23 protein-coding genes and 1 tRNA gene are annotated in these 23,978 nt (G+C 43.0%); 17 read left to right on the plus strand and 7 right to left on the minus strand.

What is annotated here, in order from left to right; translation table 11 throughout:
- Window position 1 precedes the first annotated feature (1 nt).
- The 6 genes from KFE17_12305 to KFE17_12330 are packed head-to-tail and all read left to right on the plus strand — an operon-like array spanning window position 2 to window position 7,160.
- Window positions 2–985, plus strand: coding sequence for an ABC transporter permease (locus KFE17_12305; GenBank protein QUO31620.1), 984 nt, complete (start codon window positions 2–4; stop codon window positions 983–985).
- A gap of 13 nt (window positions 986–998) precedes the next feature.
- Window positions 999–2,756 (plus strand): ABC transporter permease subunit, encoded by a 1,758-nt coding sequence (locus KFE17_12310; protein ID QUO31621.1) that lies wholly within the window; start codon window positions 999–1,001, stop codon window positions 2,754–2,756.
- 8 nt (window positions 2,757–2,764) lie between these two features.
- Entirely contained in the window at window positions 2,765–3,763 is a 999-nt protein-coding gene (locus KFE17_12315) for an ABC transporter ATP-binding protein (GenBank protein ID QUO31622.1), read from the plus strand.
- Window positions 3,750–5,225, plus strand: coding sequence for an ATP-binding cassette domain-containing protein (locus KFE17_12320; GenBank protein QUO31623.1), 1,476 nt, complete (start codon window positions 3,750–3,752; stop codon window positions 5,223–5,225). Before KFE17_12315 ends, KFE17_12320 begins: the two co-directional genes overlap by 14 nt.
- Window positions 5,226–5,246: 21 nt before the next feature.
- A complete protein-coding gene (locus KFE17_12325) occupies window positions 5,247–5,456 on the plus strand; it encodes a hypothetical protein (GenBank protein ID QUO31624.1) in 210 nt (69 codons plus the stop codon).
- Between the two features lie 15 nt (window positions 5,457–5,471).
- A complete protein-coding gene (locus KFE17_12330) occupies window positions 5,472–7,160 on the plus strand; it encodes a M3 family oligoendopeptidase (GenBank protein QUO31625.1) in 1,689 nt (562 codons plus the stop codon).
- 37 nt (window positions 7,161–7,197) lie between these two features.
- Here the strand turns inward: KFE17_12330 and KFE17_12335 are convergent, their stop codons facing one another.
- The 5 genes from KFE17_12335 to KFE17_12355 form a co-directional block, all read right to left on the minus strand.
- Window positions 7,198–7,887: an RNA pseudouridine synthase gene (locus KFE17_12335; GenBank protein ID QUO31626.1), complete on the minus strand. Its 690-nt coding sequence runs from the start codon at window positions 7,885–7,887 to the stop codon at window positions 7,198–7,200.
- Between the two features lie 5 nt (window positions 7,888–7,892).
- On the minus strand, window positions 7,893–8,912 hold the full coding sequence (gene rfbB / locus KFE17_12340; protein QUO31627.1) for a dTDP-glucose 4,6-dehydratase: 1,020 nt from the start codon (window positions 8,910–8,912) through the stop codon (window positions 7,893–7,895).
- Between the two features lie 45 nt (window positions 8,913–8,957).
- The gene (gene rfbA / locus KFE17_12345; GenBank protein QUO31628.1) at window positions 8,958–9,854 is read right to left on the minus strand and encodes a glucose-1-phosphate thymidylyltransferase RfbA; all 897 of its coding nucleotides are present in this window, start codon (window positions 9,852–9,854) and stop codon (window positions 8,958–8,960) included.
- Window positions 9,855–10,009: 155 nt separating this feature from the next.
- A complete protein-coding gene (locus tag KFE17_12350; GenBank protein QUO31629.1) occupies window positions 10,010–11,191 on the minus strand; it encodes a methyltransferase domain-containing protein in 1,182 nt (393 codons plus the stop codon).
- Between the two features lie 24 nt (window positions 11,192–11,215).
- On the minus strand, window positions 11,216–12,391 hold the full coding sequence (locus tag KFE17_12355; GenBank protein QUO31630.1) for a site-specific integrase: 1,176 nt from the start codon (window positions 12,389–12,391) through the stop codon (window positions 11,216–11,218).
- A 220-nt stretch (window positions 12,392–12,611) separates the two neighbouring features.
- Here KFE17_12355 and KFE17_12360 point away from each other — a divergent pair.
- Window positions 12,612–12,682, plus strand: a tRNA-Gly gene (locus tag KFE17_12360).
- A 91-nt stretch (window positions 12,683–12,773) separates the two neighbouring features.
- Here the strand turns inward: KFE17_12360 and KFE17_12365 are convergent.
- On the minus strand, window positions 12,774–13,514 hold the full coding sequence (locus tag KFE17_12365) for a tyrosine-protein phosphatase (protein QUO31631.1): 741 nt from the start codon (window positions 13,512–13,514) through the stop codon (window positions 12,774–12,776).
- Window positions 13,515–13,538: 24 nt separating this feature from the next.
- Window positions 13,539–14,402, minus strand: coding sequence for a methionyl aminopeptidase (locus KFE17_12370; protein ID QUO31632.1), 864 nt, complete (start codon window positions 14,400–14,402; stop codon window positions 13,539–13,541).
- 187 nt (window positions 14,403–14,589) lie between these two features.
- Between KFE17_12370 and KFE17_12375 the strand changes: the two genes are divergently transcribed.
- From KFE17_12375 to KFE17_12420, 10 genes are all read left to right on the plus strand, one after another.
- On the plus strand, window positions 14,590–15,666 hold the full coding sequence (locus tag KFE17_12375) for a 6-phosphofructokinase (protein ID QUO31633.1): 1,077 nt from the start codon (window positions 14,590–14,592) through the stop codon (window positions 15,664–15,666).
- A 37-nt stretch (window positions 15,667–15,703) separates the two neighbouring features.
- The gene (gene dnaX, locus KFE17_12380; protein QUO31634.1) at window positions 15,704–17,272 is read left to right on the plus strand and encodes a DNA polymerase III subunit gamma/tau; all 1,569 of its coding nucleotides are present in this window, start codon (window positions 15,704–15,706) and stop codon (window positions 17,270–17,272) included.
- Window positions 17,273–17,318: 46 nt separating this feature from the next.
- On the plus strand, window positions 17,319–17,672 hold the full coding sequence (locus KFE17_12385; GenBank protein ID QUO31635.1) for a YbaB/EbfC family nucleoid-associated protein: 354 nt from the start codon (window positions 17,319–17,321) through the stop codon (window positions 17,670–17,672).
- 21 nt (window positions 17,673–17,693) lie between these two features.
- Complete coding sequence (gene recR, locus KFE17_12390; GenBank protein ID QUO31636.1) at window positions 17,694–18,290, plus strand: recombination mediator RecR; 597 nt, start codon at window positions 17,694–17,696, stop codon at window positions 18,288–18,290.
- 75 nt (window positions 18,291–18,365) lie between these two features.
- A complete protein-coding gene (gene fsa, locus KFE17_12395) occupies window positions 18,366–19,019 on the plus strand; it encodes a fructose-6-phosphate aldolase (protein ID QUO31637.1) in 654 nt (217 codons plus the stop codon).
- A 25-nt stretch (window positions 19,020–19,044) separates the two neighbouring features.
- Window positions 19,045–19,881 carry a transketolase gene (locus KFE17_12400; protein ID QUO31638.1) on the plus strand — a complete coding sequence of 279 codons (837 nt, stop codon included), beginning with the start codon at window positions 19,045–19,047 and terminating at the stop codon, window positions 19,879–19,881.
- Window positions 19,869–20,810, plus strand: coding sequence for a transketolase family protein (locus KFE17_12405; protein ID QUO31639.1), 942 nt, complete (start codon window positions 19,869–19,871; stop codon window positions 20,808–20,810). The genes KFE17_12400 and KFE17_12405 overlap by 13 nt, the downstream gene beginning before the upstream one ends.
- A gap of 39 nt (window positions 20,811–20,849) precedes the next feature.
- Window positions 20,850–21,374, plus strand: coding sequence for a phosphohydrolase (locus KFE17_12410; GenBank protein QUO33712.1), 525 nt, complete (start codon window positions 20,850–20,852; stop codon window positions 21,372–21,374).
- Between the two features lie 159 nt (window positions 21,375–21,533).
- Entirely contained in the window at window positions 21,534–22,652 is a 1,119-nt protein-coding gene (locus KFE17_12415; GenBank protein QUO31640.1) for a LysM peptidoglycan-binding domain-containing protein, read from the plus strand.
- A gap of 68 nt (window positions 22,653–22,720) precedes the next feature.
- Window positions 22,721–23,974 (plus strand): hypothetical protein, encoded by a 1,254-nt coding sequence (locus KFE17_12420; protein ID QUO31641.1) that lies wholly within the window; start codon window positions 22,721–22,723, stop codon window positions 23,972–23,974.
- Window positions 23,975–23,978 lie beyond the last annotated feature (4 nt).

A 23,978-nucleotide genomic window follows, 5' to 3' on the forward strand; every position in this document is an offset into this window, starting at 1 on the left:
TATGGTTAAATACATATTAAAGAGACTATCCTATATGGTAGTCGTTTTCTTTGTTTTGTCCATTTTACTTTTCGGCCTGTTTAAAATGGTTCCTGGTGATCCTGCCCGTATGATGGTAGAGGGACAGAAAATGAGTGTTTCTCCTGAGAAATACGAGATGCTTTATCAGGAAGCAAGGGCAAGACTTGGTCTGGACAAACCATTGATCGTGCAGTACTTCAGCTGGTTTGGAAATATGCTGAGAGGTGATTTCGGATATTCATCCGTATACCGTATCCCGGTCGTTGAACTTGTCGGTCCTCCGATGAAGAATACGATCTGTCTGAATGTGGTATATTATATACTTTTATTCCTGATTACAATTCCGCTTGGCATCAAGGCAGCGGTAAAACAGAATTCTCCATTTGATACGACAGTACAGGTAACGACGATTGTCGGCATCAGTATTCCGTCTTTTATTACGGCGCTGCTGTTCATTTTCCTGTTTGCTATCACAATTCCGATCTTCCCGATCAGCGGTATGGTAACAACGGGTGCCGGCTATACCGGTTTCCGGGCGTTTGCAGATTACGCATATCATCTCTGTCTGCCGGTTATTGTTATGGTTTTTGCCGGACTTGGAGGGCTGACGAGGTATGTCAGAGGAGCTCTGTTAGATGCACTCTCTATGGATTATGTGCGTACAGCAAGAGCAAAAGGTCTGAGAGAGAAGACGGTTATTTATAAACATGCGTTCCGTAATGCCTTAATTCCGATTACAGGATATGTGGTAGGATCTATTGTAGCTATTTTTGGCGGTTCTATTATTATCGAGACACTGTTCTCATGGAAAGGTGTAGGTAAGCTTTTGATTGATTCCCTGAATCAGCAGGACTTTACTGTAGCGCTGACAATGCAGATGTTCTATATTCTTCTGGCATTGATATCAAACCTGATTACAGACCTTTGCTACTGTGTAGTAGATCCGAGAATCAAGTTAGAATAATGGAGGAACGAGCATGTTAAAGAGAGGCAAAAAAGAAGAAAAGCAGAAATCTGTTTTAGAAGAAGAGCAGATGCAAAGTCCTTTCCGGACCATCATCAAAAATCTTTGTGAAAATAAAATCGCAATGGGATCAGCCCTTGTGTTTATTACAATATTTTTAATGTGCTTCATCCTGCCAATCTGGTTGAAGCAGGATATGAATTTTCAGGATCCGACACAGAAAAATATTGCACCGGGATTTTCATTTCTTGATGTGCCGAAAGAACTGAATGGAAATGCAAAGAAAATTGAAGCGGGACCTACATTTGGCGTAGGAATTGATAATGACGGCGTTGTGTATGAGTGGGGAACTCTGACAGATCGTCTGAAGGCACTTCCGGCAGATATGGGCAAGATTGTTGATATCGCAGTAGGACAGGATCATGTTCTGGCGCTCAATGAAGAAGGGAAACTATTTACCTGGGGATTTAACCGCATGAACCTGAACCGCATCCCGCCGGAAGTACAGAACAAAAAAGTAAAATCTATCGCAGCCGGTTTCCAGGTGTCTATCGTAGTACTGGAAGACGGAAGCATTACAGCATGGGGAAACGAAAATGCGGTCGATATCGTTGCTTCAAAAGCTAAGGATGAAAATGTAAAAGAAGTGAAGACCAATATTCAGACAGGACTTGCGCTGACAGAGGATGGGAAGCTCATCCCGCTTGCAAAGAGAGAAACTGCTTTCGATGCAATACCGGATGAAATCCAGGGCAAAGTCAAAGATTTTGTTCTGACAGACAAAACAGCATTTGCACTTTTGGAAGACGGAACAATTGAATGTTGGGGAGGAAATGACCACAATATCAAATCAATCCCGGAACAGGCAGAAGGACATACAGTTGAGATTTCAGCGGGACGTAACCATGTTGTTGCATTGTTGGATGATGGAACAGCAGTTGCCTGGGGCGGAAATAATAATAAACAGAGCAAGGTTCCTTCTGATCTGAAAAATGTTGCGAGCATTTCCAGCAGATATTATCAGAACTATGCAATTGATGAGGATGGAAATGTTACAACATGGGGACTGAAAGGATATCTGTTTGGAACAGATAATCTGGGAAGAAGTGTTGCCCTGCGTATGTTAAAAGGTGGACAGATGACGATGACAGTCGGGTTCGTATCTGTTATAATTTCTCTTGTAATCGGAATTATTGTTGGTGGTATCGCAGGATACTACGCAGGAAAAGTGGATATCATCCTGATGCGTATCGCAGAGGTGGTTGGATCGCTTCCGTTTATTCCATTGGCATTAATCTTATCGGCATTGATTGGAAATAAAGTATCCGAGATCGGACGAATCATTATGATCATGGTAATTCTTGGTATTTTAAGCTGGCCTGGCGTTGCTAATATGGTTCGTGCGCAGGTACTTGCAGAGCGCCAGAAAGAGTTTGTTACGGCGGCAAAGGCGCTTGGAGTACGCGAGAGAAATATTATTTTCCGCCATATCGTGCCAAACGTTATGACAATTATCATTGTAAGTGCAACACTTTCATTTGCAACGTGTATGCTTACAGAGTCCAGTTTGTCATTCCTTGGATTCGGTGTAGGAGAACCGATTCCGTCATGGGGCAATATGCTGAATAACTGTCGTTCTTCAGAAGTTATTTCTCAGTTCTGGTGGAGATGGGTATTCCCGTCGATTGCACTTGGACTTTGTACGATCAGTATCAACCTTTTCGGAGACGGTCTGCGCAAAGCGATCGATCCAAAATCCAGCGAAAGGTAGGGTAAGTCATGGGATATTTATTAGAAGTTGATGATTTACATACATTTTTTAAGACGAAAAAAGGAATTGTAAAAGCAGTAAATGGCGTGTCCTATGCGGTAGAGGCCGGTAAGACACTGGGAATTGTAGGAGAATCCGGAAGCGGCAAGAGCGTGTCGGCTATGAGTATTCTGAAGCTTTTGGACGGTAACGGTTATATTGACAGCGGTAAGATTACTTTTAAGGGACGTGACCTTGCAGAGTGTACCATGAATGATATGTATCAGATTCGTGGAAATGAGATCTCTGTTATTTTCCAGGAGCCGATGACGAGTTTGAATCCGGTTTATACGATTGAGAAACAGTTAAATGAAGTTTACCTGACACATCAGAAGATTTCTAAGCAGGAGGCAAGCAAAAAATCGCTTGAGATGCTGAAGTCTGTTAAAATTCCAAATGCAGAATCTATTATGAAGCAGTATCCGCATCAGCTCTCCGGAGGAATGCGCCAGCGTGTCATGATTGCTATGGCGCTTGCGTGTGAGCCAAGTCTTCTGATTGCAGACGAGCCGACAACGGCTCTGGATGTGACAATCCAGGCTCAGATCCTTCATCTGATGAATGAGCTGAAGCGTGAGAAAGGAACTTCCATCCTCTTTATTACGCATGATCTTGGCGTTATTAATGAGATGGCAGATGATGTGGCTGTTATGTACTGCGGACAGGTAGTAGAGATGTGTCCGGCACATGCAATTTTTGCGAGAGACAATGCATACTCCCATCCGTATACGGAAGGGCTGATGACATCTATCCCGCGTCTGGATACACCGGTTGGAACAAGACTGGATGCAATTCCGGGAGCAGTTCCGCATCCGCTTGATCTTCCGAAAGGCTGTAAGTTTGCGCCGCGGTGCAAATATGCAACTCAGAAATGCTTAGAAGAAGAACCAAAGCTGGAGCAGGTGGAAGGCGATCACGTCGTACGCTGCTTCTATCCAGAGAAGGAGGCGCGTCATGCAAAACAATAGTCAGGACAAAAAAGTGCTTCTGAAGATCACAGACCTGAAACAGTGGTTCCCGATCAAGAAGACGAAATTATTCCAGAAGGAACAGCTCTATGTTCGTGCCAATGACGGAATTACCCTTGATATTTATGAAGGGGAAACCGTTGGTCTTGTAGGAGAGTCCGGCTGCGGCAAATCTACATTTGGAAGAACATTACTTCAGATCTATCCGCAGACAGAAGGAAAGACGATGTACTACGGGCGTTCCCTGACAGAAATGGCTCCGGATTATGTAAGCGAAACGGTAAAAAATATCGGAGCAAGGAAGAAAAAGATCAATGAGCTGGAACAGAAGGTAGAGACACTTCAGGCAGAATATGAGAAGATGCCGGATGGGGCTGAGAAATTCCGCAAACAGGAAGCGTGTGAAAATATCCGAAAAGAATGCAATAGAGAATTTCTGAATGTAGTGCAGATCATTGGAGGATTCTACGCGCTGGATACGATGCAGGAAGCAGAACCGCTGATTCTGAACAAATTCAAGATTGCAAAAGAACTCAGAGATCTGAGAGAAGAAGATAAAACAGAGGGAAAAGATAAAAGTAAAGAAATCAAAGTCAAAGAAAAGGAATTAAGCGATGCAGAGGAGAAGCTAAACGCGCTCAGAAGTAAGCACAGTTCTGAGAAGGCATTTCAGGAATACGAAGACTTCCGGGATGAGGGCGTTGATCTTGCAAGACTGAAAACAAAAGAAATGCGTATTCTGAGAAAAGATATGCAGATGATTTTCCAGGATCCGTATTCCTCTCTGAATCCGAGAATGACAGTCGGACAGATCATCGGAGAAGGTCTTCTGGCACATGGATTTTTTACAAAAAATGATGAGAAGATGCAGGATTATGTCATGAATATTATGGAAGAATGTGGTTTGGCGCCGTACATGATTCACAGATATCCGCATCAGTTCTCAGGAGGGCAGAGACAGCGTATCGGTATTGCCCGCGCCCTTGCGCTGAAACCACGCTTTGTTGTCTGTGATGAGGCAGTATCTGCGCTTGACGTATCGATTCAGTCACAGATTGTCAACCTGTTAAAAGATCTTGGCGAGAAAGATAATCTAGCCTATCTCTTTATTTCTCACGGACTGAGCGTTGTCAAATATATCAGCGACAGAATTGGTGTTATGTATCTTGGAAATATTGTAGAGCTTGCATCTTCACAGGGAATGTTTGACCATCCGATGCATCCGTACACAGAGGCGCTTCTGTCAGCGATCCCGACAACAGATCCGGACCATAAGAAAGAAATTGTGCCGCTTGAGGGAGATATCCCTAGCCCGGTGCATCCGCCGGAGGGCTGTAAGTTCCATACAAGATGTAAATATTGCCAGGAAATCTGCAAACATGTGACACCGGAACTCAGGGAACTGGAACCGAATCATTTTGTTGCATGTCATTTCCCGCTGGAAAAGAAAGAACAGGAATAAATTCAGGAAAGGAAGAGTACAATGTTATTTTTTGGAAAGAACAGTAAGAGAGCAAGAATGTTAGAAGATGCGGATGAGAAGTTTAACCGCTTCAAAGAAGAAATCCAGGATGTCCCGCTGGAGAAGAATGATTATCTGGCGATGGTATTGGGAGCATTCTGGGCGCTCTGGCCGGTGCTTGCAATTGTAGCCGGTGTGATTTTCGTTGTTGCACTCTTCTTTTTCCGCTAATGGAGGGTATAGGATATGAAATTCAGTGAGTTTGAATACAAAAGAATTGATCTGGAAGAGACAAAGAAAAAAATTGGAGAGATTACAGAAGCTGTGAAAAATGCATCCAGTGCAGACGCACAGATTGAAGAAATCTACAGAATGAATGATGTGATGAAAGAAATTTCCACAGCAGATTCTCTTGTGTATATCCGTTATACAATCAATACAAAAGATGAGTTCTATGCAAAAGAACGTGAATATAATGATCATATTTCCCCGATGCTGGAAGAGGAATTTCAAAAGTATAATCAGGCGCTTCTGGAATCTCCGTTCCGCAGCGAGCTGGAAGAAAAACTTGGAAAAGTTATGTTTCTGAATCTGGAACTTGCGATGAAAGGTTTCTCACCGGAAATTACAGAATTACTTCAGGAAGAGAGTACATTACAGACACAGTATCAGTCACTTCTTGCAGGTGCACAGATTGAATTCCGGGGAGGAACATACAATTTGTCACAGTTGGGACCATTCATGCAGAGTCAGGACAGAGAAGTTCGTAAGGCTGCATATGAGGCATCCGGAAGCTTTTTTGATGAACATCAGGAAGAGTTAGATGAAATCTTTGATAAACTTGTAAAGAACCGTACAGAGCAGGCGCATCGTCTTGGTATGAAGAACTTTGTAGAACTCGGCTATGTGCGCCGTCAGAGAAACTGCTACGCACCGGAAGCAATCGCTTCTTTCCGTGAGCAGGTAGTAAGAGATCTTGTTCCGATCGTATGTGAGATTAAGAAGAATCAGGCAGAGCGAATCGGCGTAGAAGATTTAAAAATCTATGATGATTCTTTCCGGTTCCCGGATGGCAATGCGACACCGCAGGGAACATACGATGAGATCATGGAAGCCGGACGCAGAATGTATACGGAAATGTCACCGGAAACAGCAGATTTTATTAAGATGATGTTCGACAAAGAGCTGTTTGATGTTGTGGCAAAACCGGGCAAGGCAACCGGCGGATACTGCTGTGATATTCCGGGCTACGGATGTCCGTTTATCTTCTCAAACTTCAATGGAACAGCCGGTGATGTGGATGTTCTGACACATGAAGCAGGACATGCATTTGCGGCATATATGGCAGAAAAGAATATTAAGCTTCTGGATCTGCATCTTCCGTCTATGGAAGCGGCTGAGACACATTCCATGTCAATGGAATTCTTTGCAACACCGTGGTATGAACTTTTCTTCAAACATCAGACAAAGAAGTATGAATTATCTCATCTGGAAGGTACGTTAGACTTTATTCCGTATGGCTGTCTTGTAGATCATTTCCAGGAAGTAGTATATGAGCATCCGGAAATGACACCGCAGGAGAGAAATGAAGCATGGTTAAAATTGGAGAAAATGTATCGTCCGTATCTGGATCTGGAGAATATGCCGTTCTATGGAAGAGGAGCCGGATGGCAGAGACAGAATCATATCTATGCAACACCGTTCTACTACATTGATTACTGTCTGGCTCAGACGGTTGCACTTCAGTTCTGGCTTGAAATCGAGAAAGACTGGAAACAGGCATGGGAAAAATACAAAATGTTTGTAAAACGCGGCGGAACAGATACTTTCCTCGGATTAGTAGAGGGAGCAGGACTTGCATCACCGGTGGAAGACGGATGTATTCGTGAAATTGCAGGACATGCAAGTGGATGGCTGAAAGAACACAAATTATAAAAGAAATAAAAGAAAAAGAGAAATCCGCTCCGGATGGCTAAAGCCATTCGGGGCGGATTTTAAATTCCATAGGTTTTCCGGTACCCGGGTGCCGAAAAGCAAGATGATATGCACAGAGAGCCGGGAAACGAAAGGAAGAGGATGAAGTTCCTCTGTCGGAAGTAATGTCTGTTCCGACTCCGTATTTGCGGTCTCCAACGATAGGATGTCCGGCAGCGGAAGTCTGCACGCGAATCTGATGATGCCGTCCTGTTTCCAGATGAATAGAGACAAGTGTGCAATTCTTGCGCTGTTCAAGGATCTCATAGTGAAGGATAGATTTCTTAGCGCCGGGCTCTGAAGCGGAAACAACTCTTGACGTGTTGGTTTTTCCGTCTTTGATCAGATAATTGGTAAGTGTTCCGCCGGAGCCGTTGTCCGGAGCAAATTGACCTGACAGAAGCGCCAGATAATCTTTGGAAAAATCATCTCTTTGAAGCTGGGCTGACAGCGCGGAAGCAGCTTTTTGCGTTTTTGCAAATACAAGCAGCCCTTCTACCGGCTGATCAAGCCGATGGATTACTGCCAGATAAGGTGGTTTTCGCACACCGGATGTCCGGCAGATTTCATTTTTTAATATACTGACAAGATCCGGGCTGGAAGCGCGGGCTGTCTGAGTAGGGATCCCGGCCGGCTTGCGGCAGACCAGGATCTGATTATCTTCGTACAGAATTTCAGGCTGTTTCATAAAATCTATCTGTTTCCGTACATTTCTTCATAATAGTTCTGGTATTCTCCGGAAATAATTGTTTCCCACCATTCTTTGTTGTCCAGATACCACTGAATTGTTTTCTGAATACCATCTTCGAATTTTGTTTCCGGAAGCCATCCGAGTTCGTTATGGATCTTTGTCGGATCGATAGCATAACGCATATCATGACCTTTACGGTCTGTTACATATGTGATCAGGCTTTCCGGTTTGCCGAGGGCTTTGCAGATAATCTTAACGATATCGATATTTTTCATTTCGTTGTGTCCGCCTACATTGTAGACTTCGCCAACACGTCCTTTGTGAATGATAAGGTCGATTGCTTTACAATGGTCTTCTACATAGAGCCAGTCACGCACGTTAAGACCTTCGCCGTAAACCGGAAGCGGTTTGTCGTTCAATGCATTAGCGATCATAAGCGGAATAAGCTTTTCCGGGAAGTGATACGGTCCGTAGTTATTAGAACAACGGGAAATTGTTACAGGCAGTCCGTATGTTCTGTAGTAAGCAAGCACAAGTAAATCTGCAGCAGCCTTTGAAGAACTGTAAGGAGAACTTGTGTGGATCGGTGTCTCCTCTGTGAAGAACAGGTCCGGGCGGTCCAGCGGAAGATCTCCGTAAACTTCATCGGTACTTACCTGGTGATATCTCTGGATACCGTATTTGCGGCATGCATCCATGAGAACAGAAGTTCCGATAATATTTGTATCAAGGAATACCTGTGGATTCTCGATGGAACGGTCTACATGACTTTCAGCTGCAAAGTTTACAACCATGTCAGGATGTTCTTCTTCAAATAATTTATATACAGCTTCACGGTCTGTAATGCTTTCTTTTACAAAACGGAAATTCGGATTGTCCATTACCGGAGCCAGCGTAGACAAATTACCTGCATAAGTCAGGCAGTCAAGGCAAATAATGCGGTAATCCGGGTATTTGTTTAACATATGGAAAATGAAGTTGCTTCCGATAAATCCGGCTCCGCCGGTTACAATAATATTCATAGGTAATATTCTCCTTCTTTAAAATAAAAATATAGTTTTTCAATACTAGCGCAGTACGTCAAGATATTTTTCGTTCAGTACGTCCATCAAATACTCTCCGTACTGATTTTTCTTCAGTACTTCGTAAACTTTTAATACGTCTTCTTTAGAAATCCAGCCATTTAAGTAGGCAATTTCTTCCAGACAGGCAATCTTTCTGTGCTGATGTGTTTCTACTGTTTTAACGAAATTAGTAGCATCTACAAGACTTTCGTGTGTGCCTGTATCAAGCCATGTGAAGCCCTGACCGAGAAGTTCTACGTTCAGAGTTCCGTTTTCAAGATAAATGCGGTTCAGATCAGTGATTTCCAATTCGCCGCGGGCGCTCGGTTTTAAGTTCTTTGCATATTCTACGACTTTATTATCATAGAAATAAAGACCTGTTACACAGTAGTTGCTCTTCGGCACTGCAGGCTTCTCTTCGATAGAAATTGCCTTACCGTTTTTGTCAAATTCTACGATACCAAAACGCTCCGGATCGTCTACATAGTAACCAAATACAGTGGCGCCTTTGCCGTTTTCAGCATTTTCTACAGCTGCTTTCAGGCGTTTCTTCAGACCGTGTCCGGCGAAGATGTTATCGCCAAGTACCATTGCCACAGTGTCATTTCCAATGAATTCTTCTCCGATGATAAATGCCTGTGCAAGTCCGTCAGGGCTTTCCTGTACGGCATAAGTCAGTTCTACACCAAACTGATGTCCATCTCCGAGCAGTTCCTGGAAACGAGGAGTATCCTGAGGTGTGGAGATGATCAGGATCTCACGGATGCCTGCGTTCATCAGAACAGACATTGGATAGTAAATCATTGGTTTATCATAAATTGGCAGTAATTGTTTCGATGTTACCATAGTCAACGGGTAGAGACGTGTTCCGGATCCACCGGCTAAAATAATTCCTTTCATATGAAATCGCTCCTTTCAGTTGCTTCTGATCGTTACTAGTTTCTTTGATGGTTACATTCTAAAAGGTGACGTAAGGTTACTTTCAAGCACTTTTATGGATTTGTTGTATTTTTGTGAAAAACCTACAAAGAAAATCGGGTAGAATTTGGAGCTGATTAAGATTTTTCACAGAGAAAGATCCCGGCGTCTTTGGTAATGTGGAATCCTTTTGCTGTTTTTTTACGGACGTATGTGCAGAACTCTTTGTAGCGGTCTAACAGATATTGATTCTGATTGCCATGACAGGATAAGATATAGGAAATCAGAGGTTCCGCATCCGGGACTTCCAGTGCATCTTCGTAGGGAAGCCAGACAACCGTATGAAAAGATTTACGAAGAAGCGCCATTCCATTTTCTTTTCCGAATTTTTCGTCCAGTTTTCCGGCAGCCAGAATGATTCTGTCATCAAATCCACTGGCAAGTTCACTAACCTCTTTCATATGATCAGCGCCATAGGTGCTTGCTAAAAGCCGTCCGCCGGGTTTTAGGACGCGGCAGATTTCCTGACAGGCTTTCGAGACATTTTCGCAGTAGAAAAGCACATGGTTTGCGATAACGATATCGAAAGTTTCCGCTTCATAAGGAATCTGCTGGCAGTCAAAGGAACGGAAAGAGAAGCGAAGATCGTCAGAACCGATATTTCTGCGGGCATCACGCAGCATACCAACAGAAATATCAGACAAAGTGATACGGATATCGGCAGGAATCCGTTCCAGATTCTGATGCCACATAGAGCCGTCGCCACAGCCAATCTCCAGTACGCGCAGACCGTCTTTCAACTGAAGCTGTTCGAAAATCCATGGAAACCAGCCTTGAGGATTTCGAGAGTAAAGACTGTGCAGGTTGATTCGGGTGGAAATGTTCGACGCGTCCTGATATTGGTTTTTTAACGTTTTTTCCATTCCGGTCAAATGGATCAGATCCAGCATCTGTGTCCAGTCAATGACTTTTTCAGAGCGAATCGCATCGGCGGTATCCTGAATGGCTTTTTCTACAAGCTGCATCTGCTCAATCCGGTCGCGAACTAATTTCAACTGGATATTGAGAGAATCCAGAAGGAAATGGTAGTCAGAATCATTGATTGTCAGTTCCCGGATATCTTCCAGAGAAAAACCGAGAAATTTAAAGAGGAGTATCTGCTGAAGTCTTGCGAAATCTTCATCTGAATAAAACCGTGCGCCGGATTCACTCACAAAAGATGGTTTTAAAATGTTCTGTTTATCATAATATCGTATCGTACGCAATGTGACATGGGCCATGCGGGCAAATTCGCCAGAAGAATAGAAACCGTTTTTCATATATTTTTACGTCCTTTCATAATCTCATGATAATCTATTTTCAGAAGCAGTGCAATCTTTTTGAAGGGGATGACAGGAAAACAAAAGTTCCATTTGTCTGCGCTTCATTTCAATGGAAGAGTGAACATAATGATTTAGCGTAATACTGACATTAGAGTGTCCCAGAATTTCACTCAGTGTTTTGACATCGAATCCGACCTCGATGCACCTGGTTGCAAATGTATGGCGCAGACAATGAAAGTTGACAGGAGGAATATCAAGCAATTCGAGGCAGCGGCGAAAGAAATACTGATAATTGCGCGGTTCAATATAGTGATCCGAAAGACCGGTCAAAAAATATACATTTTGATTATGTAAAGATTCAAATGGGGAAAGGATACTGAGAATATTATTCGTAAGAGGGATGTCACGGATAGATGAAATTGTTTTTGGCGGACTTTCAATAATGACAGTGCGCTGCGTGGAATTTTTGACTGGATTCTGAATACGCTGCAATGTCTTGGAAACGTGGAGAATGCCATGATTCAGATCAATATCGGTCCATCTTAAAGCACAGATTTCTCCGATACGGAGACCGCTGTAAAGACAGAGCAAGATGCCTAGTTTACGCAGATTGTACGGTTCAAGGCGCATGGAGTGTTCAAGACGCATCTGCTCATTCAAAGATAGGACAAGAATCGTGTGCTCCTGTTTGGGAAATGGATATGGCTGAGGTTTTGGAAGTTGGGTTTTATATTTTAATTCTCCGTAGCGTATGACGGCTTTCAGAATCATATAAATATCCTGAACAGTCTTTGGAGAAAGACCGCCGCATCCGTCCCGACGCCCGGCTTCCAGTTTCTCTAATAAAAACTGATGAATAAGCTCCGGTGAAAAATCAGAAAGAGGGAGAGTGCCAAAAGTTGTCAGAATGTGGGTATCGAGGAGACGGACATATTTTGCATAAGTAGATTGCTTGACCGTGTTATGCTGCTGTCGAAGCCATTGAGCACAAATACAGGAAAACGGAAGTGCTCGTATTTCTTCAGGAATAGCTTCCAGGTGTTCCTTTGCTTCGGTAAGTTTCTCTTTTACTTCTCGGTAAGATTTTCCGTAGACATAGCCTATCTGCCGTTTACCATATTCATTGTGTCCTTTTAGATAACGTCCTTCCCAGCGATTATCTTTGCGTTTGTAAATGTTTTCACCTTTTTTTGTCATAACGAATACCTTCTTTCATAAATACTAAAAAACAACATAGTTATTATAAAAGAAAAGTAAGGCAGGATTTATAGAGAAAAACGTCAGCAAAAGCGTTCTTAATTGTTTATAAAATAAAAAAATAAAAAAATAAAAAAGTGAAAAAAAGTGTTGACATTTATTAAAGAATGTTATAGAATACTTTTTGTCAGCGAGAGACAGACAAATAAATATAAAACATGCGGGTGTAGTTCAATGGTAGAACACTAGCCTTCCAAGCTAGATACGTGGGTTCGATTCCCATCACCCGCTCTATTTTTTTGTCCAATAACAGACAAAAGCATGAATGAAAAAGACGCCCGTCAAGGCGTCTTTTTCGTTATAAAATAACAAATTCTAATCCTTATTCTACAAAATGCCAGACAAGGGAGTCCAGATCATCGTTCTTGATTCCACATTCTTTTAGATAACCTCTTGCTCCGCCGTATCGAAGGCGAAGATGAGAGAGAGCTGCTTCGATGTTCTGCGGTTCAGACAGAAGCACCCGTTCAGGAACCGAGATGCCCTGCTGCTCCAAAAATTCGAGCTGCTGTATCCTTAAATCTTCCTGAAACACTTGAGTAGCGGCATAATCTTCAATAATAATGTCATCATCCACATTGGCAAGTTCAAGAAGAAGCATGGAAACAAGTCCGGTACGGTCCTTTCCGGCCATACAGTGAAACAGACAGGTACCATTATGCATATGGGCAGTAAACAGCTGAAAAACACGTCCAAAACGAATCTTAGATGTTTCCAGAAGATCAATATACATCTCTCCCATTGTATCAGGAAAAACTCCGAGAAATTCATTGGAATTCATTTCATCAGCCATTGTTACATTTTTATAGTGAATATCAGGCACCTTTTCAAGAAGAGAAGGTGCTTTTAGGAGTTCGCCGGCGCTTCTTAAGTCAACAGCAAGAACAACCGGATATCCACGCAGAAAATCAATGTCTGATTGGGTAAGGTGATTTGTGTTGTCTCCTCGAAGAAAACAGCCTTTTTTAGTAAAGCGTCCGTCCCGTGTCGGATAACCGCCAAGCTCTCTCATGTTGTGAGCGCCTGTAAGAGGGAGAAGATGTTTTTCGATATCATATTTCATAGAGTTACCTCCCTAATGGAGAATTTATTTCGTGAGGATTTCAGCTCCGTCTTCTGTGATCAGAACCATGTATTCAATCTGAACAGAAAGTCCGTCGTCTTCTGTATAAACAGTCCATCCGTTATCTTCGTCTACAAAAAAGTCCGGGGAACCTTCGTTGATCATAGGTTCAATTGTAAACATCATTCCAGGGACGAGAACCATCTCAGAGCCTTTTGGAGTGACATAGCTGACAAATGGATCTTCATGGAATTCCAGTCCGATTCCGTGACCGCCGATATCTTCTACGACAGAGTAGCCGTTAGCCTGTGCATGAGTGTTGATCGCATCTGCGATATCACCGAGGTGATTCCATGGTTTTGCCTGTGCAAGTCCAAGTTCCACACATTCTTCTACTACACGGACAATCTTTTTGGCGCGTTCAGATACGTTGCCGATGCAGAACATTCGAGATGCGTCTGAGAAATAACCGTTCAGGATTGTGGAGACGTCTACGTTGATGATATCGCCTTCCTGAAGGATAATATTCTCGTCAGGGATTCCATGACAGATTTCATTGTTGATAGAAGTACAGACACTTTTTGGAAATCCCTCGTATCCAAGCGGTGCAGGGATTCCGCCGTGTGCGGTAGTAAAATCATATACAAGTTTGTCGATTTCTTCTGTAGACATTCCGGCGTGGATATGAGCTGCAACGTGATCAAGTACTGCTGTATTTAAGTCTGCGCTTTTGCGGATCGCTTCAATCTGAGCAGGAGTTTTGATGATGGATCGTGTTGGGACAATATGTCCCTGTTCTTCTAAAATGGCAAGTCGTTCTTCCATTGCCATGTGACATTTTTTATATTTTTTGCCGCTTCCGCACCAGCATAAATCGTTTCGTTCCATAATAATACGAAGCCTCCTTATGAAATACATGTTATTTCTTCCTTTTATTTATAAAATGAGTATATGACAGCATTATACCACAAAGTCATAGTGTTGGGCAAATCGATCTACTTTACATTCAATAGTAAAATGGGATATAATAAAAAAATCAAAACAAGTGATTTGTTAGTGGAAAGGATGTGCGGATATGTTGCGTATAGGAATGTTGACAAGCGGCGGAGACTGTCAGGCGCTCAACGCGGCGATGCGTGGAGTTGTAAAGTCACTCTGCTCAGTTGTAGATGAGATAGAGATTTATGGATTTAAAGAAGGATATAAAGGATTGATGTACTCTAATTTTGAGATGCTGACTTCAAAGGATTTTTCTGGGATCCTGACACTTGGAGGAACAATACTGGGAACATCAAGACAGCCGTTTAAACTGATGAGAGTGCCGGATGCGAACGGGCTTGATAAGGTAGAGGCGATGAAACATACTTATCATAAGCTGAATCTGGATTGTCTTGTAATTCTTGGAGGCAATGGGACTCATAAGACAGCCAATATGCTTCGGGAAGAAGGTCTGAATATTATTACGTTGCCAAAGACAATTGATAATGACCTTTGGGGAACAGATATGACGTTTGGATTTCAGAGTGCGGTAGATATCGCTACGAACACGATTGACTGTATTCATACAACGGCAACATCTCACAGCCGTGTGTTTATTGTGGAAGTAATGGGACATAAGGTTGGCTGGGTAACATTACATGCGGGAATTGCAGGCGGTGCAGACATTATTTTGCTTCCGGAGATTCCATATGATCCGGATGTGATTGCTAAGGCGATTAAGAAACGGGCTAAGGCAGGAAAACGTTTTACGATACTTGCAGTGGCAGAAGGAGCTATTTCCAAGAAAGAAGCGCAGATGTCTAAGAAAGAGCTGAAAGAAAAACAGGCGAAGAAGAAATACCCATCTGTTGCGTACAAAATTGCAGAAGAAATCTCGGCAAGATGTGAAAATGAAGTTCGTGTGACGGTTCCGGGGCATACGCAGAGAGGCGGCTCACCTTGTGCTTATGACCGCGTTCTGGCGACGCGGCTTGGTGCAGTTGCAGCGCAGCTGATCTTGAAGAAGGAGTTTGGTTATATGGTAGGTATCCGCAATGGAGAGATCGGTAAAGTTCCGCTTCAGGAAGTTGCGGGCAAGCTTAAGACTGTTGATCCGAATGCCGCAATTATTAAAGAAGCGAAGATGACCGGCATTAGTTTCGGAGATGAGTAGGGAAGAGCAATAACAAAAAGAGACGGAGGTTTGAGAAATGTCATATACTGCCTTATACAGAAAGTTCCGTCCGGCGGAATTCGAAGATGTAAAAGGACAGGATCATATCGTGACAACGCTGAAAAACCAGATTAGGGCAGAACGGATTGGGCATGCCTATCTGTTCTGCGGAACAAGAGGTACCGGAAAGACAACAGTGGCAAAAATATTTGCAAGGGCTGTGAACTGTCACCACCCGGTAGATGGAAGTCCCTGTGGCGAATGTGAAATGTGCAGAGCGATCGCGGCCGGGACTTCTATGAATGTGATTGAAATTGACGCGGCGTCTAACAATGGTGTAGATAATATCAGAGAGATCCGGGAGGAAGTCGCTTATCGGCCAACGGAGGGGAGATATAAAGTCTATATCATTGATGAAGTGCATATGCTTTCCATTGGAGCGTTCAATGCACTTCTAAAAACATTGGAAGAGCCGCCGGAATATGTGATTTTTATTTTGGCAACGACAGAGGCGCATAAGATTCCGATCACAATTTTGTCAAGATGTCAGAGATATGATTTTAAGAGAATTACAATTGATACAATAGCAGCGCGGATGAATGATCTGATGCAGCAGGAGCAGGTAGAAGTGGAGGAGAAAGCAATCCGCTATATTGCAAAAGCGGCAGATGGTTCTATGCGGGATGCGCTTAGTCTTCTTGATCAGTGTATTGCGTTTTATCTTGGGCAGAAGTTAACATATGATCATGTGCTTGAGGTGCTTGGAGCAGTGGATACAGATGTATTTAGCATGCTCCTTCGGAATGTATTAAAGAGAGATGTATCTGCGGTAATGCACAGTGTAGAAGAGCTGGTAATGCAGGGCAGAGAACTTGGGCAGTTGACGGCAGATTTCACATGGTATTTAAGAAACTTGCTATTCATAAAAAGTTCTGATAATATGGAAGACGTGTTGGATGTTTCTACGGAAAATCTTGCACAGTTGAAAGAAGAGGCAGAGATGATCGAAGATGATGCACTCCTTCGATATATTCGTATTTTTTCAGAATTAAGCGGTCAAATGAAATATGCGACACAGAAAAGAGTGATGCTTGAAGTGGCGCTTATTAAAATGTGCCGGCCGCAGATGGAAGTGCGGGATGATAGTCTTCTGGAGCGGATACGGGCTGTGGAAGAGAAACTCGAGCGCGGCGATTTTACGGCAATGCTCCCGGAAACTGCATATCAGCATCATCAGTTGGAGGGGATTCCGGCGAAGAAGGAAAAGCCTAAACTGGAGAAAGCATTGAAAGAAGAAGTGCGTAATGTGGCGTCAAACTTCCGTTCTATCAGCAGCGAAGCGTCGCCGATGCTTCGAAATTATTTGAAGCAGGCAAGGCTTAGTGTTGGCAGTATGGATCAGCTTATGATTGTAATGCCGGATGAAATTTCAGCCAGCATTGTGGGATCGGAAGAGCATAAAGAAGAGCTGCGCCAGCTCATCGAGGCAAAGACCGGCAAAACAGTCGAGATTGAAGTACGAAAGATGGATGATGGACGTCGGTTTGATGATTGTTTTGTAGATATTGAGAAAGTAGTCCACATGGATATTACTGTGGAAGATTAATGAGAAAACAGATTGTTTAAAAGAATTGTGAATGGAGGATGTAACTATGGCAAAAAGAGGTGGATTTCCGGGAGGCGGAATGCCGGGGAATATGGCGAATTTAATGAAACAGGCACAGAAAATGCAGCGTCAGATGGAGGAACAGGCAAAAGAGCTTGAAACAAAGGAATTTTCTGCGACAGCAGGCGGCGGTGCAGTTGAAGTAACGGTTTCCGGAAAACGCGAAGTACTCCGTGTGAAACTGGAAGAAGAGATTGTAGATCCGGATGATATTGAAATGCTTCAGGATCTGATCGTAGCTGCCACAAATGAAGCGCTCAGACAGGTGGAGGCAGAATCTTCTTCTGCAATGTCTAAGCTGACAGGCGGATTTGGCGGCGGAATGCCGGGATTATTCTAATCCGAAAGAAGGAGAAGAAAGATGGATTACTATGGAAGCCAGATAGGAAAGCTGATTGAGGAATTGTCAAGACTTCCGGGAATCGGACCAAAGTCTGCCCAGCGTTTAGCATTTCATATGATTAATATGCCGGAAGAACAGGTTGATAAGCTGGCAGAGACGATGGTTAGTGCAAGGCATAATGTGCGTTACTGCAAGACGTGTTATACACTGACGGATCAGGAAGAATGCCCGGTCTGCAGAAATAGTGACAGAGATCACAAGACAATCATGGTAGTGGAAACGACAAGAGATCTGGCGGCATATGAGAAAACCGGCAAATACAATGGAGTATATCATGTACTGCACGGTGCAATATCTCCGATGCTTGGAATCGGGCCCGGGGATATTAAGTTAAAAGAACTGATGGAACGGCTTCAGGGAGATGTGGATGAAGTAATCATTGCAACGAATTCCAGTCTGGAAGGGGAAACAACGGCAATGTACATTAGTAAACTGATCAAACCAACCGGCATTAAAGTCAGCCGGATTGCCAGCGGAGTTCCGGTTGGAGGAGATTTGGAATATATTGATGAAGTAACGCTTCTCAGAGCTTTAGAGGGACGGACGCAGTTATAAGACTATTGACCTGGAGAGAGGGCATCGCTATAATCAAGATAGGAACAAAATACTCATTGATAAGGAGGAAAAGTCATGAGATTTTTTATTGATACGGCAAATGTAGAAGAAATCAGAAAAGCGAATGATATGGGAGTTATTTGTGGCGTAACGACAAACCCGTCCCTCATTGCGAAAGAAGGGCGTATCTTTGAGGAAGTGATCGCAGAAATCGCATCTATTGTAGATGGTCCGATCAGCGGAGAGGTAAAAGCTACGACAGTAGATGCGGAAGGAATGATTGCAGAAGGACGTGAGATTGCAAAGATTCATCCGAATATGGTTGTGAAGATTCCGATGACACCGGAAGGTCTGAAAGCTGTGAAAGTACTCTCAGCAGAAGGAATCAAGACAAATGTGACACTGATTTTCTCTGCAAACCAGGCGTTGCTTGCGGCAAGAGCGGGAGCAACCTATGTATCACCGTTTGTAGGACGGCTTGATGATATTAATATGGCAGGAGCAGAGTTGATTGCAGAAATCGCAGAAATTTTTGATATTCACGGCATTGAGACAGAGATTATTGCGGCAAGCATCCGCACAACAGTGCATGTGACTGAGTGTGCGTTGGCGGGAGCTGACATTGCAACAGTTCCATATAAGGTAATTGAACAGATGACAAAACATCCGCTGACAACACAGGGGATTGAGAAGTTCCAGGCAGATTATAAGGCTGTTTTCGGTGAGTAGAAGACAGTAGATTCAGGAGGAGAATATGAATAAGCCAGAATTAATGAAGGCTGCAAATGAGATTCGAAAAGGAGCGGTGACAGGTGTATTTCACGCGAAGTCAGGTCATCCGGGCGGATCTTTATCTGCAGCAGATATTTATGCGTATTTGTTTTTTGAAGAGATGAATATTGACCCGAAAGATCCGAAGAAAGCAGACAGGGATCGCTTTGTATTGTCTAAAGGTCATACAGCTCCGGGGTATTATGCAGCACTTGCAAACCGCGGATTTTTCCCAGTGGAAGATTTGACAACACTTCGTCACGTAGGCTCTTATCTTCAGGGACATCCGGATATGAAACATATTCCGGGGGTAGATATGTCAAGCGGATCTCTTGGACAGGGAATTTCTGCAGCAGTAGGAATGGCAATCTCTGCCAAATTATCCGGAGAGGATTATCGCGTATATACGCTTCTGGGAGATGGAGAAATCCAGGAAGGACAGGTATGGGAAGCGTCTATGCTTGCCGGACACAGACATTTGGATAACCTTGTCGTAATCGTTGATAACAACGGATTGCAAATTGACGGAAAAATTGAAGATGTCAATTCACCGTATCCGATTGATAAGAAGTTTGAGGCGTTTAATTTCCATGTGATCAATGTAGATGGACATGATTTTGATGCGCTGGATGCAGCGTTCAAAGAAGCGCGCATGACAAAAGGACAGCCGACAGCCATTATCGCAAAAACTGTAAAAGGAAAAGGCGTTTCCTTTATGGAGAATAAAGCATCATGGCATGGTGTAGCTCCGAATGCAGAACAGTATGAAGCCGCAATGGAAGAACTTGAGAAAGAAGGTGCCGCATTATGTCAGAAGTAAAGAAGATTGCAACACGAGAAAGCTACGGGAATGCGCTTGTAGAACTTGGAAAAGAGCATCCGGAGGTTGTCGTACTGGATGCGGACCTTGCAGGGGCAACAAAAACATCTATTTTTATGAAAGAGTTTCCGGAACGTCATATTGACTGTGGAATCGCAGAAGGGAATATGATGGGGGTAGCAGCAGGGCTTGCAGCAGCGGGAAAAGTACCGTTCGCCAGTTCTTTTGCGATGTTTGCAGCAGGACGTGCATTTGAGCAGGTCAGAAACTCTATTGGATATCCTCATTTGAATGTGAAGATTGGTGCGACACACGCAGGAATCTCTGTAGGAGAAGATGGTGCAACACATCAGTGTAATGAAGACATTGCTCTTATGCGTACGATTCCGGGAATGGTTGTGATTAACCCGTCTGATGATGTAGAGGCAAGAGCGGCTGTGAAAGCTGCATACGAACATGTAGGGCCGGTGTACATGAGATTTGGAAGACTGGCAGTGCCGGTAATTAATGATCAGCCGGATTATCATTTTGAGCTTGGTAAGGGAATTGTTCTGCGAGAGGGAAAAGACGCAGTTATTTTTGCAACAGGACTTGAAGTAAATGAAGCTCTTCAGGCAGCAAAATTTTTGGAGGAAGACGGTATTCAGGTAAAAGTAGTCAATATTCATACAATCAAACCGATTGACGAAGAACTGATTATTTCTTCAGCGAAAGAATGCGGCAAAGTGATTACAGTGGAAGAACATTCTGTAATCGGTGGGCTTGGAAGTGCTGTCTGCGATGTGCTTGCAGAGAATTATCCGGTACCGGTAAAGAAAATTGGCGTGAACGATACTTTTGGAGAGTCAGGACCGGCGCTTGAACTGATTAAGAAGTTCGAGCTGGACGGCGAAAGTATTTACCGCAAAGTAAAAGCGTTTCTTGCATAAATGGAAAAGGTTAAGATTACGGGCCTGGATATTCGTGATATGTATCCGCTGCGGTTCAGGCGCAAGGTAGCAGGAAAGCTTCACAGCTGCAGGCGTGAGTGGAAAGAGGAATTCTGGGGGTGTGTTAAAGATGTCGCAATGCATCCGGTCGTGCTTAGAATGAAACTCTATCCGCATCATGGTTCCACGAATTGCTATCAGCATTGTATGAATGTTGCATATTACAACTATCACTGGTGCAGATTCTTTCATCTGGATGCCAGATCTGCAGCGAGAGCCGGGATGCTTCACGATCTCTTTTTGTATGACTGGCATACGCATACAAAAGAAACGGGCGATCATTTTCATGGACTGACGCATCCGAAAGCCGCGCTGAAGAATGCTTCCAAGTTTTTTGAGCTGAATCATATTGAGAAAGATGTCATTCTAAATCATATGTGGCCGGTAACGGTGCTGCATATTCCAAAGACAAAAGAAGGGTGGATTACAACGCTGACGGATAAATACTGCGGCGCCTGTGAGACGAGCAGACGTTACAAAAAGAAAGGCCATAAAGTAGTATAGAAGAAATGTGCAGATTGCTGTGGCAGGATTGATACAGAAACGAGTCCTGTCACAGCTTTTTTGTCGAAAACTTTTTGATTTCTGCGACAGGATTTGCTAAAATCAGCTCTTTTCCAGTGGTATGATTAGCAAAAATATATCAGATGGGGTGAGGATTTTATGGAACAGCAATTTCCAAAAAATGTAAGGCAGATCGGCAACGTGAGTGACAGTCCCAAAATCTATGTGGAAGATTATGTAGATACGTTTCTGAATCAGCTATGCGATTACAACGAAGAAAATGCAGTGGGAGCATTTCTTGTAGGGACACAGATAATGATCGAGGATCAACAGTGTGTCTATATTTCGGGAGTAGTACAGATGGACGAGCTGCCTTTGAAAGATGGAGAACCGCTGGTGGATGATACATATGTGAAAAAAATGAGAGAAGAGAAAGAGAAATATTTCCATGACGGAGAACTGGTTGGATGGTTTCTGGCGCTGCCGGGACGGAAGGCAGAAACAAATGAGAATATTATAAAAATACACGAGAAAACATTTCCTAAGACGAATACGGTATTTATTATACGGGATACCGCAACGAAAGAGGAAATGTTTTTTGCTTATAAATATCATGATCTTTTAGAAATCGGAGGACATTATATTTATTATGAGAAAAATCCCGATATGCAGAATTATATGATCACAAAACGCAGACAGACAGGAATGACTCCCAGTGAAACTGTTGAAGATCAGGCTGCAAAGAATTTTCGTAGTATTGTAAGAGAAAAAATGGAACAAAATACACAAACAAAGCCGCGCAGATGGACGACAGCAGTGACCACTCTTATAATTGTTGTGGCGCTTGTAGTTGGAGTAACGCTTTTGAATAATTATGATCGAATGAAAACAGCGCAGAAGTCATTGGAACTTCTGGCAAAAGGAGAGGGAAAGGAAGAAACGATACAGATGGTTAGTGAAGATGTGATAGAAAATCCATCTGAGATCGAACAGGAAGATGTGGCAGAAGCCGGGCAGGATGATGCAGAACAGAATAATACCAATGATACCGGGCAGACAGAAACCGCAGGGAGCATTCTCGAAGAAGAGGCAGTGGAAGCTTCATCCGGAGCTGTCCTTTGTGAAGATGATTTTTATGTTGTACAAAAAGGGGATACGCTTGACAGTATCAGCAAAAAAGTGTATGGTGACATTTCGCATGTGGATGCAATCTGCAGAATGAACGGACTGCAGGATGGGAATCTGATTTTTATTGGGCAGAAAATATTACTACCGTAGAAAGCGCTTTCTGTGGTATAATAAAAAAGATTACATGTAGAAAAGTATTTGACAGAAAAGGAATACGCATGAAGAAAAAAGAAAACAATAATCTGCATGTCGTCCAGCAAGAGGAAGATACAGCCGGGAAGATTGTTAACGAAGTAATCACAGAGCTGCATGAATCAGATGCTGAGATGCAGGAAATGCAGGAAAAAATCAAACGACATAGAAGAAATCATAGAATTCGCGTCACGGTCATTGCGGCAGCTATTGTTCTTTTAGTTTCTGTCAGTTATTGGTATATCACATATCATACGTTTACAAAGACGAGGATCGTGCAGAAATATCAGGAAGAACAGTATCACAACAGTAGTTATGAGGTGTTTGCGGATTCTGTTATCAAGTACAGCAAGGATGGGATCTCTCTGCTGAATAAAAAGGGAAGAGAGAAATGGAACCAGTCTTACCAGATGGCAACGCCTGTACTTGTACTGAGAGAAAAGACAGGGGTGATTGCAGATAATGGCGGCAATCATATGATCGTTTTTCAGGAGACTGGAGTAAAAGGTGAGATTCAGACAAATTTACCGATTGAAAAGATAGATGTTTCTGAACAGGGAATTGTAGCTGCAATTCTGAAAGAAGAACTCAGTCCTAAGGTTGTCTGTTATGATGCAGAAGGAAATCTTCTTGCAGAGCATAAAATTGCAGTCAGTACAAGCGGTTATCCTGTGGAAGTGTCGATTTCAGATGACGGTAAACTCTTGATGGTGTCATATCTCAAAGTCGAGAACAGTCAGATCAGTACCAACGTAGTTTATTATAATTTCGGAGGAAAAGACAGTGGAGTAAATAACTATGAAGTGTTCTCCAAATCCTATCCGAATGAGATCATTCCGGAGGGATATTTCATAGGAAATGAAACGTCGGTTTTGGTCGGCAGCAGTTCTATGATGATTTTTCACGGAAAAGATAAGCCGCAGCCGGGAGAGACGATCACTGTTGAGAAGAAAATTAAAAGTGTATTCCGCCATGATAAATATATCGGAATGCTTTTGAAAAATGAGGGAAAAGAGGGGTATGAACTCCGTGTATATACGATTTATGGAAAACAGGTATTTTCAGAGAATTTAACAAAAGAATATTCTCATGTGACAATGTCAGGACGGGAAATTCTTCTCTATAACAATAATCAGCTCTGTATTTACCAGCTCAATGGTTCGAAGCGGTTTGAAGGAGAATTATCGAACAGTATTTCAAAGATTACACCTGTTTCTGGGATCAATAAATACTTAGTGATGAATGCAGACGGTATGGAAGAAATACAGTTTGTAAAATAGGAGA

Origin of the sequence: Faecalicatena sp. Marseille-Q4148, from assembly GCA_018228665.1 — a bacterium.
Lineage (GTDB): Bacteria > Bacillota > Clostridia > Lachnospirales > Lachnospiraceae > UBA9414.

Excerpts from the sequence above, each read along its gene's own strand:
- KFE17_12355 (QUO31630.1), bottom strand. The coding sequence starts at position 12,391 with ATGACAAAAAAAGGTGAAAACATTTACAAACGCAAAGATAATCGCTGG.
- KFE17_12325 (QUO31624.1), top strand. The coding sequence starts at position 5,247 with ATGTTATTTTTTGGAAAGAACAGTAAGAGAGCAAGAATGTTAGAAGAT.
- KFE17_12335 (QUO31626.1), bottom strand. The coding sequence starts at position 7,887 with ATGAAACAGCCTGAAATTCTGTACGAAGATAATCAGATCCTGGTCTGC.
- rfbB (QUO31627.1), bottom strand. The coding sequence starts at position 8,912 with ATGAATATTATTGTAACCGGCGGAGCCGGATTTATCGGAAGCAACTTC.
- dnaX (QUO31634.1), top strand. The coding sequence starts at position 15,704 with ATGTCATATACTGCCTTATACAGAAAGTTCCGTCCGGCGGAATTCGAA.
- KFE17_12320 (QUO31623.1), top strand. The coding sequence starts at position 3,750 with ATGCAAAACAATAGTCAGGACAAAAAAGTGCTTCTGAAGATCACAGAC.
- KFE17_12375 (QUO31633.1), top strand. The coding sequence starts at position 14,590 with ATGTTGCGTATAGGAATGTTGACAAGCGGCGGAGACTGTCAGGCGCTC.
- KFE17_12305 (QUO31620.1), top strand. The coding sequence starts at position 2 with ATGGTTAAATACATATTAAAGAGACTATCCTATATGGTAGTCGTTTTC.
- KFE17_12365 (QUO31631.1), bottom strand. The coding sequence starts at position 13,514 with ATGAAATATGATATCGAAAAACATCTTCTCCCTCTTACAGGCGCTCAC.
- KFE17_12350 (QUO31629.1), bottom strand. The coding sequence starts at position 11,191 with ATGAAAAACGGTTTCTATTCTTCTGGCGAATTTGCCCGCATGGCCCAT.
- KFE17_12385 (QUO31635.1), top strand. The coding sequence starts at position 17,319 with ATGGCAAAAAGAGGTGGATTTCCGGGAGGCGGAATGCCGGGGAATATG.
- KFE17_12420 (QUO31641.1), top strand. The coding sequence starts at position 22,721 with ATGAAGAAAAAAGAAAACAATAATCTGCATGTCGTCCAGCAAGAGGAA.
- KFE17_12410 (QUO33712.1), top strand. The coding sequence starts at position 20,850 with ATGTATCCGCTGCGGTTCAGGCGCAAGGTAGCAGGAAAGCTTCACAGC.
- KFE17_12330 (QUO31625.1), top strand. The coding sequence starts at position 5,472 with ATGAAATTCAGTGAGTTTGAATACAAAAGAATTGATCTGGAAGAGACA.
- KFE17_12315 (QUO31622.1), top strand. The coding sequence starts at position 2,765 with ATGGGATATTTATTAGAAGTTGATGATTTACATACATTTTTTAAGACG.
- recR (QUO31636.1), top strand. The coding sequence starts at position 17,694 with ATGGATTACTATGGAAGCCAGATAGGAAAGCTGATTGAGGAATTGTCA.
- KFE17_12400 (QUO31638.1), top strand. The coding sequence starts at position 19,045 with ATGAATAAGCCAGAATTAATGAAGGCTGCAAATGAGATTCGAAAAGGA.
- KFE17_12370 (QUO31632.1), bottom strand. The coding sequence starts at position 14,402 with ATGGAACGAAACGATTTATGCTGGTGCGGAAGCGGCAAAAAATATAAA.
- KFE17_12405 (QUO31639.1), top strand. The coding sequence starts at position 19,869 with ATGTCAGAAGTAAAGAAGATTGCAACACGAGAAAGCTACGGGAATGCG.
- KFE17_12415 (QUO31640.1), top strand. The coding sequence starts at position 21,534 with ATGGAACAGCAATTTCCAAAAAATGTAAGGCAGATCGGCAACGTGAGT.
- KFE17_12310 (QUO31621.1), top strand. The coding sequence starts at position 999 with ATGTTAAAGAGAGGCAAAAAAGAAGAAAAGCAGAAATCTGTTTTAGAA.
- rfbA (QUO31628.1), bottom strand. The coding sequence starts at position 9,854 with ATGAAAGGAATTATTTTAGCCGGTGGATCCGGAACACGTCTCTACCCG.
- fsa (QUO31637.1), top strand. The coding sequence starts at position 18,366 with ATGAGATTTTTTATTGATACGGCAAATGTAGAAGAAATCAGAAAAGCG.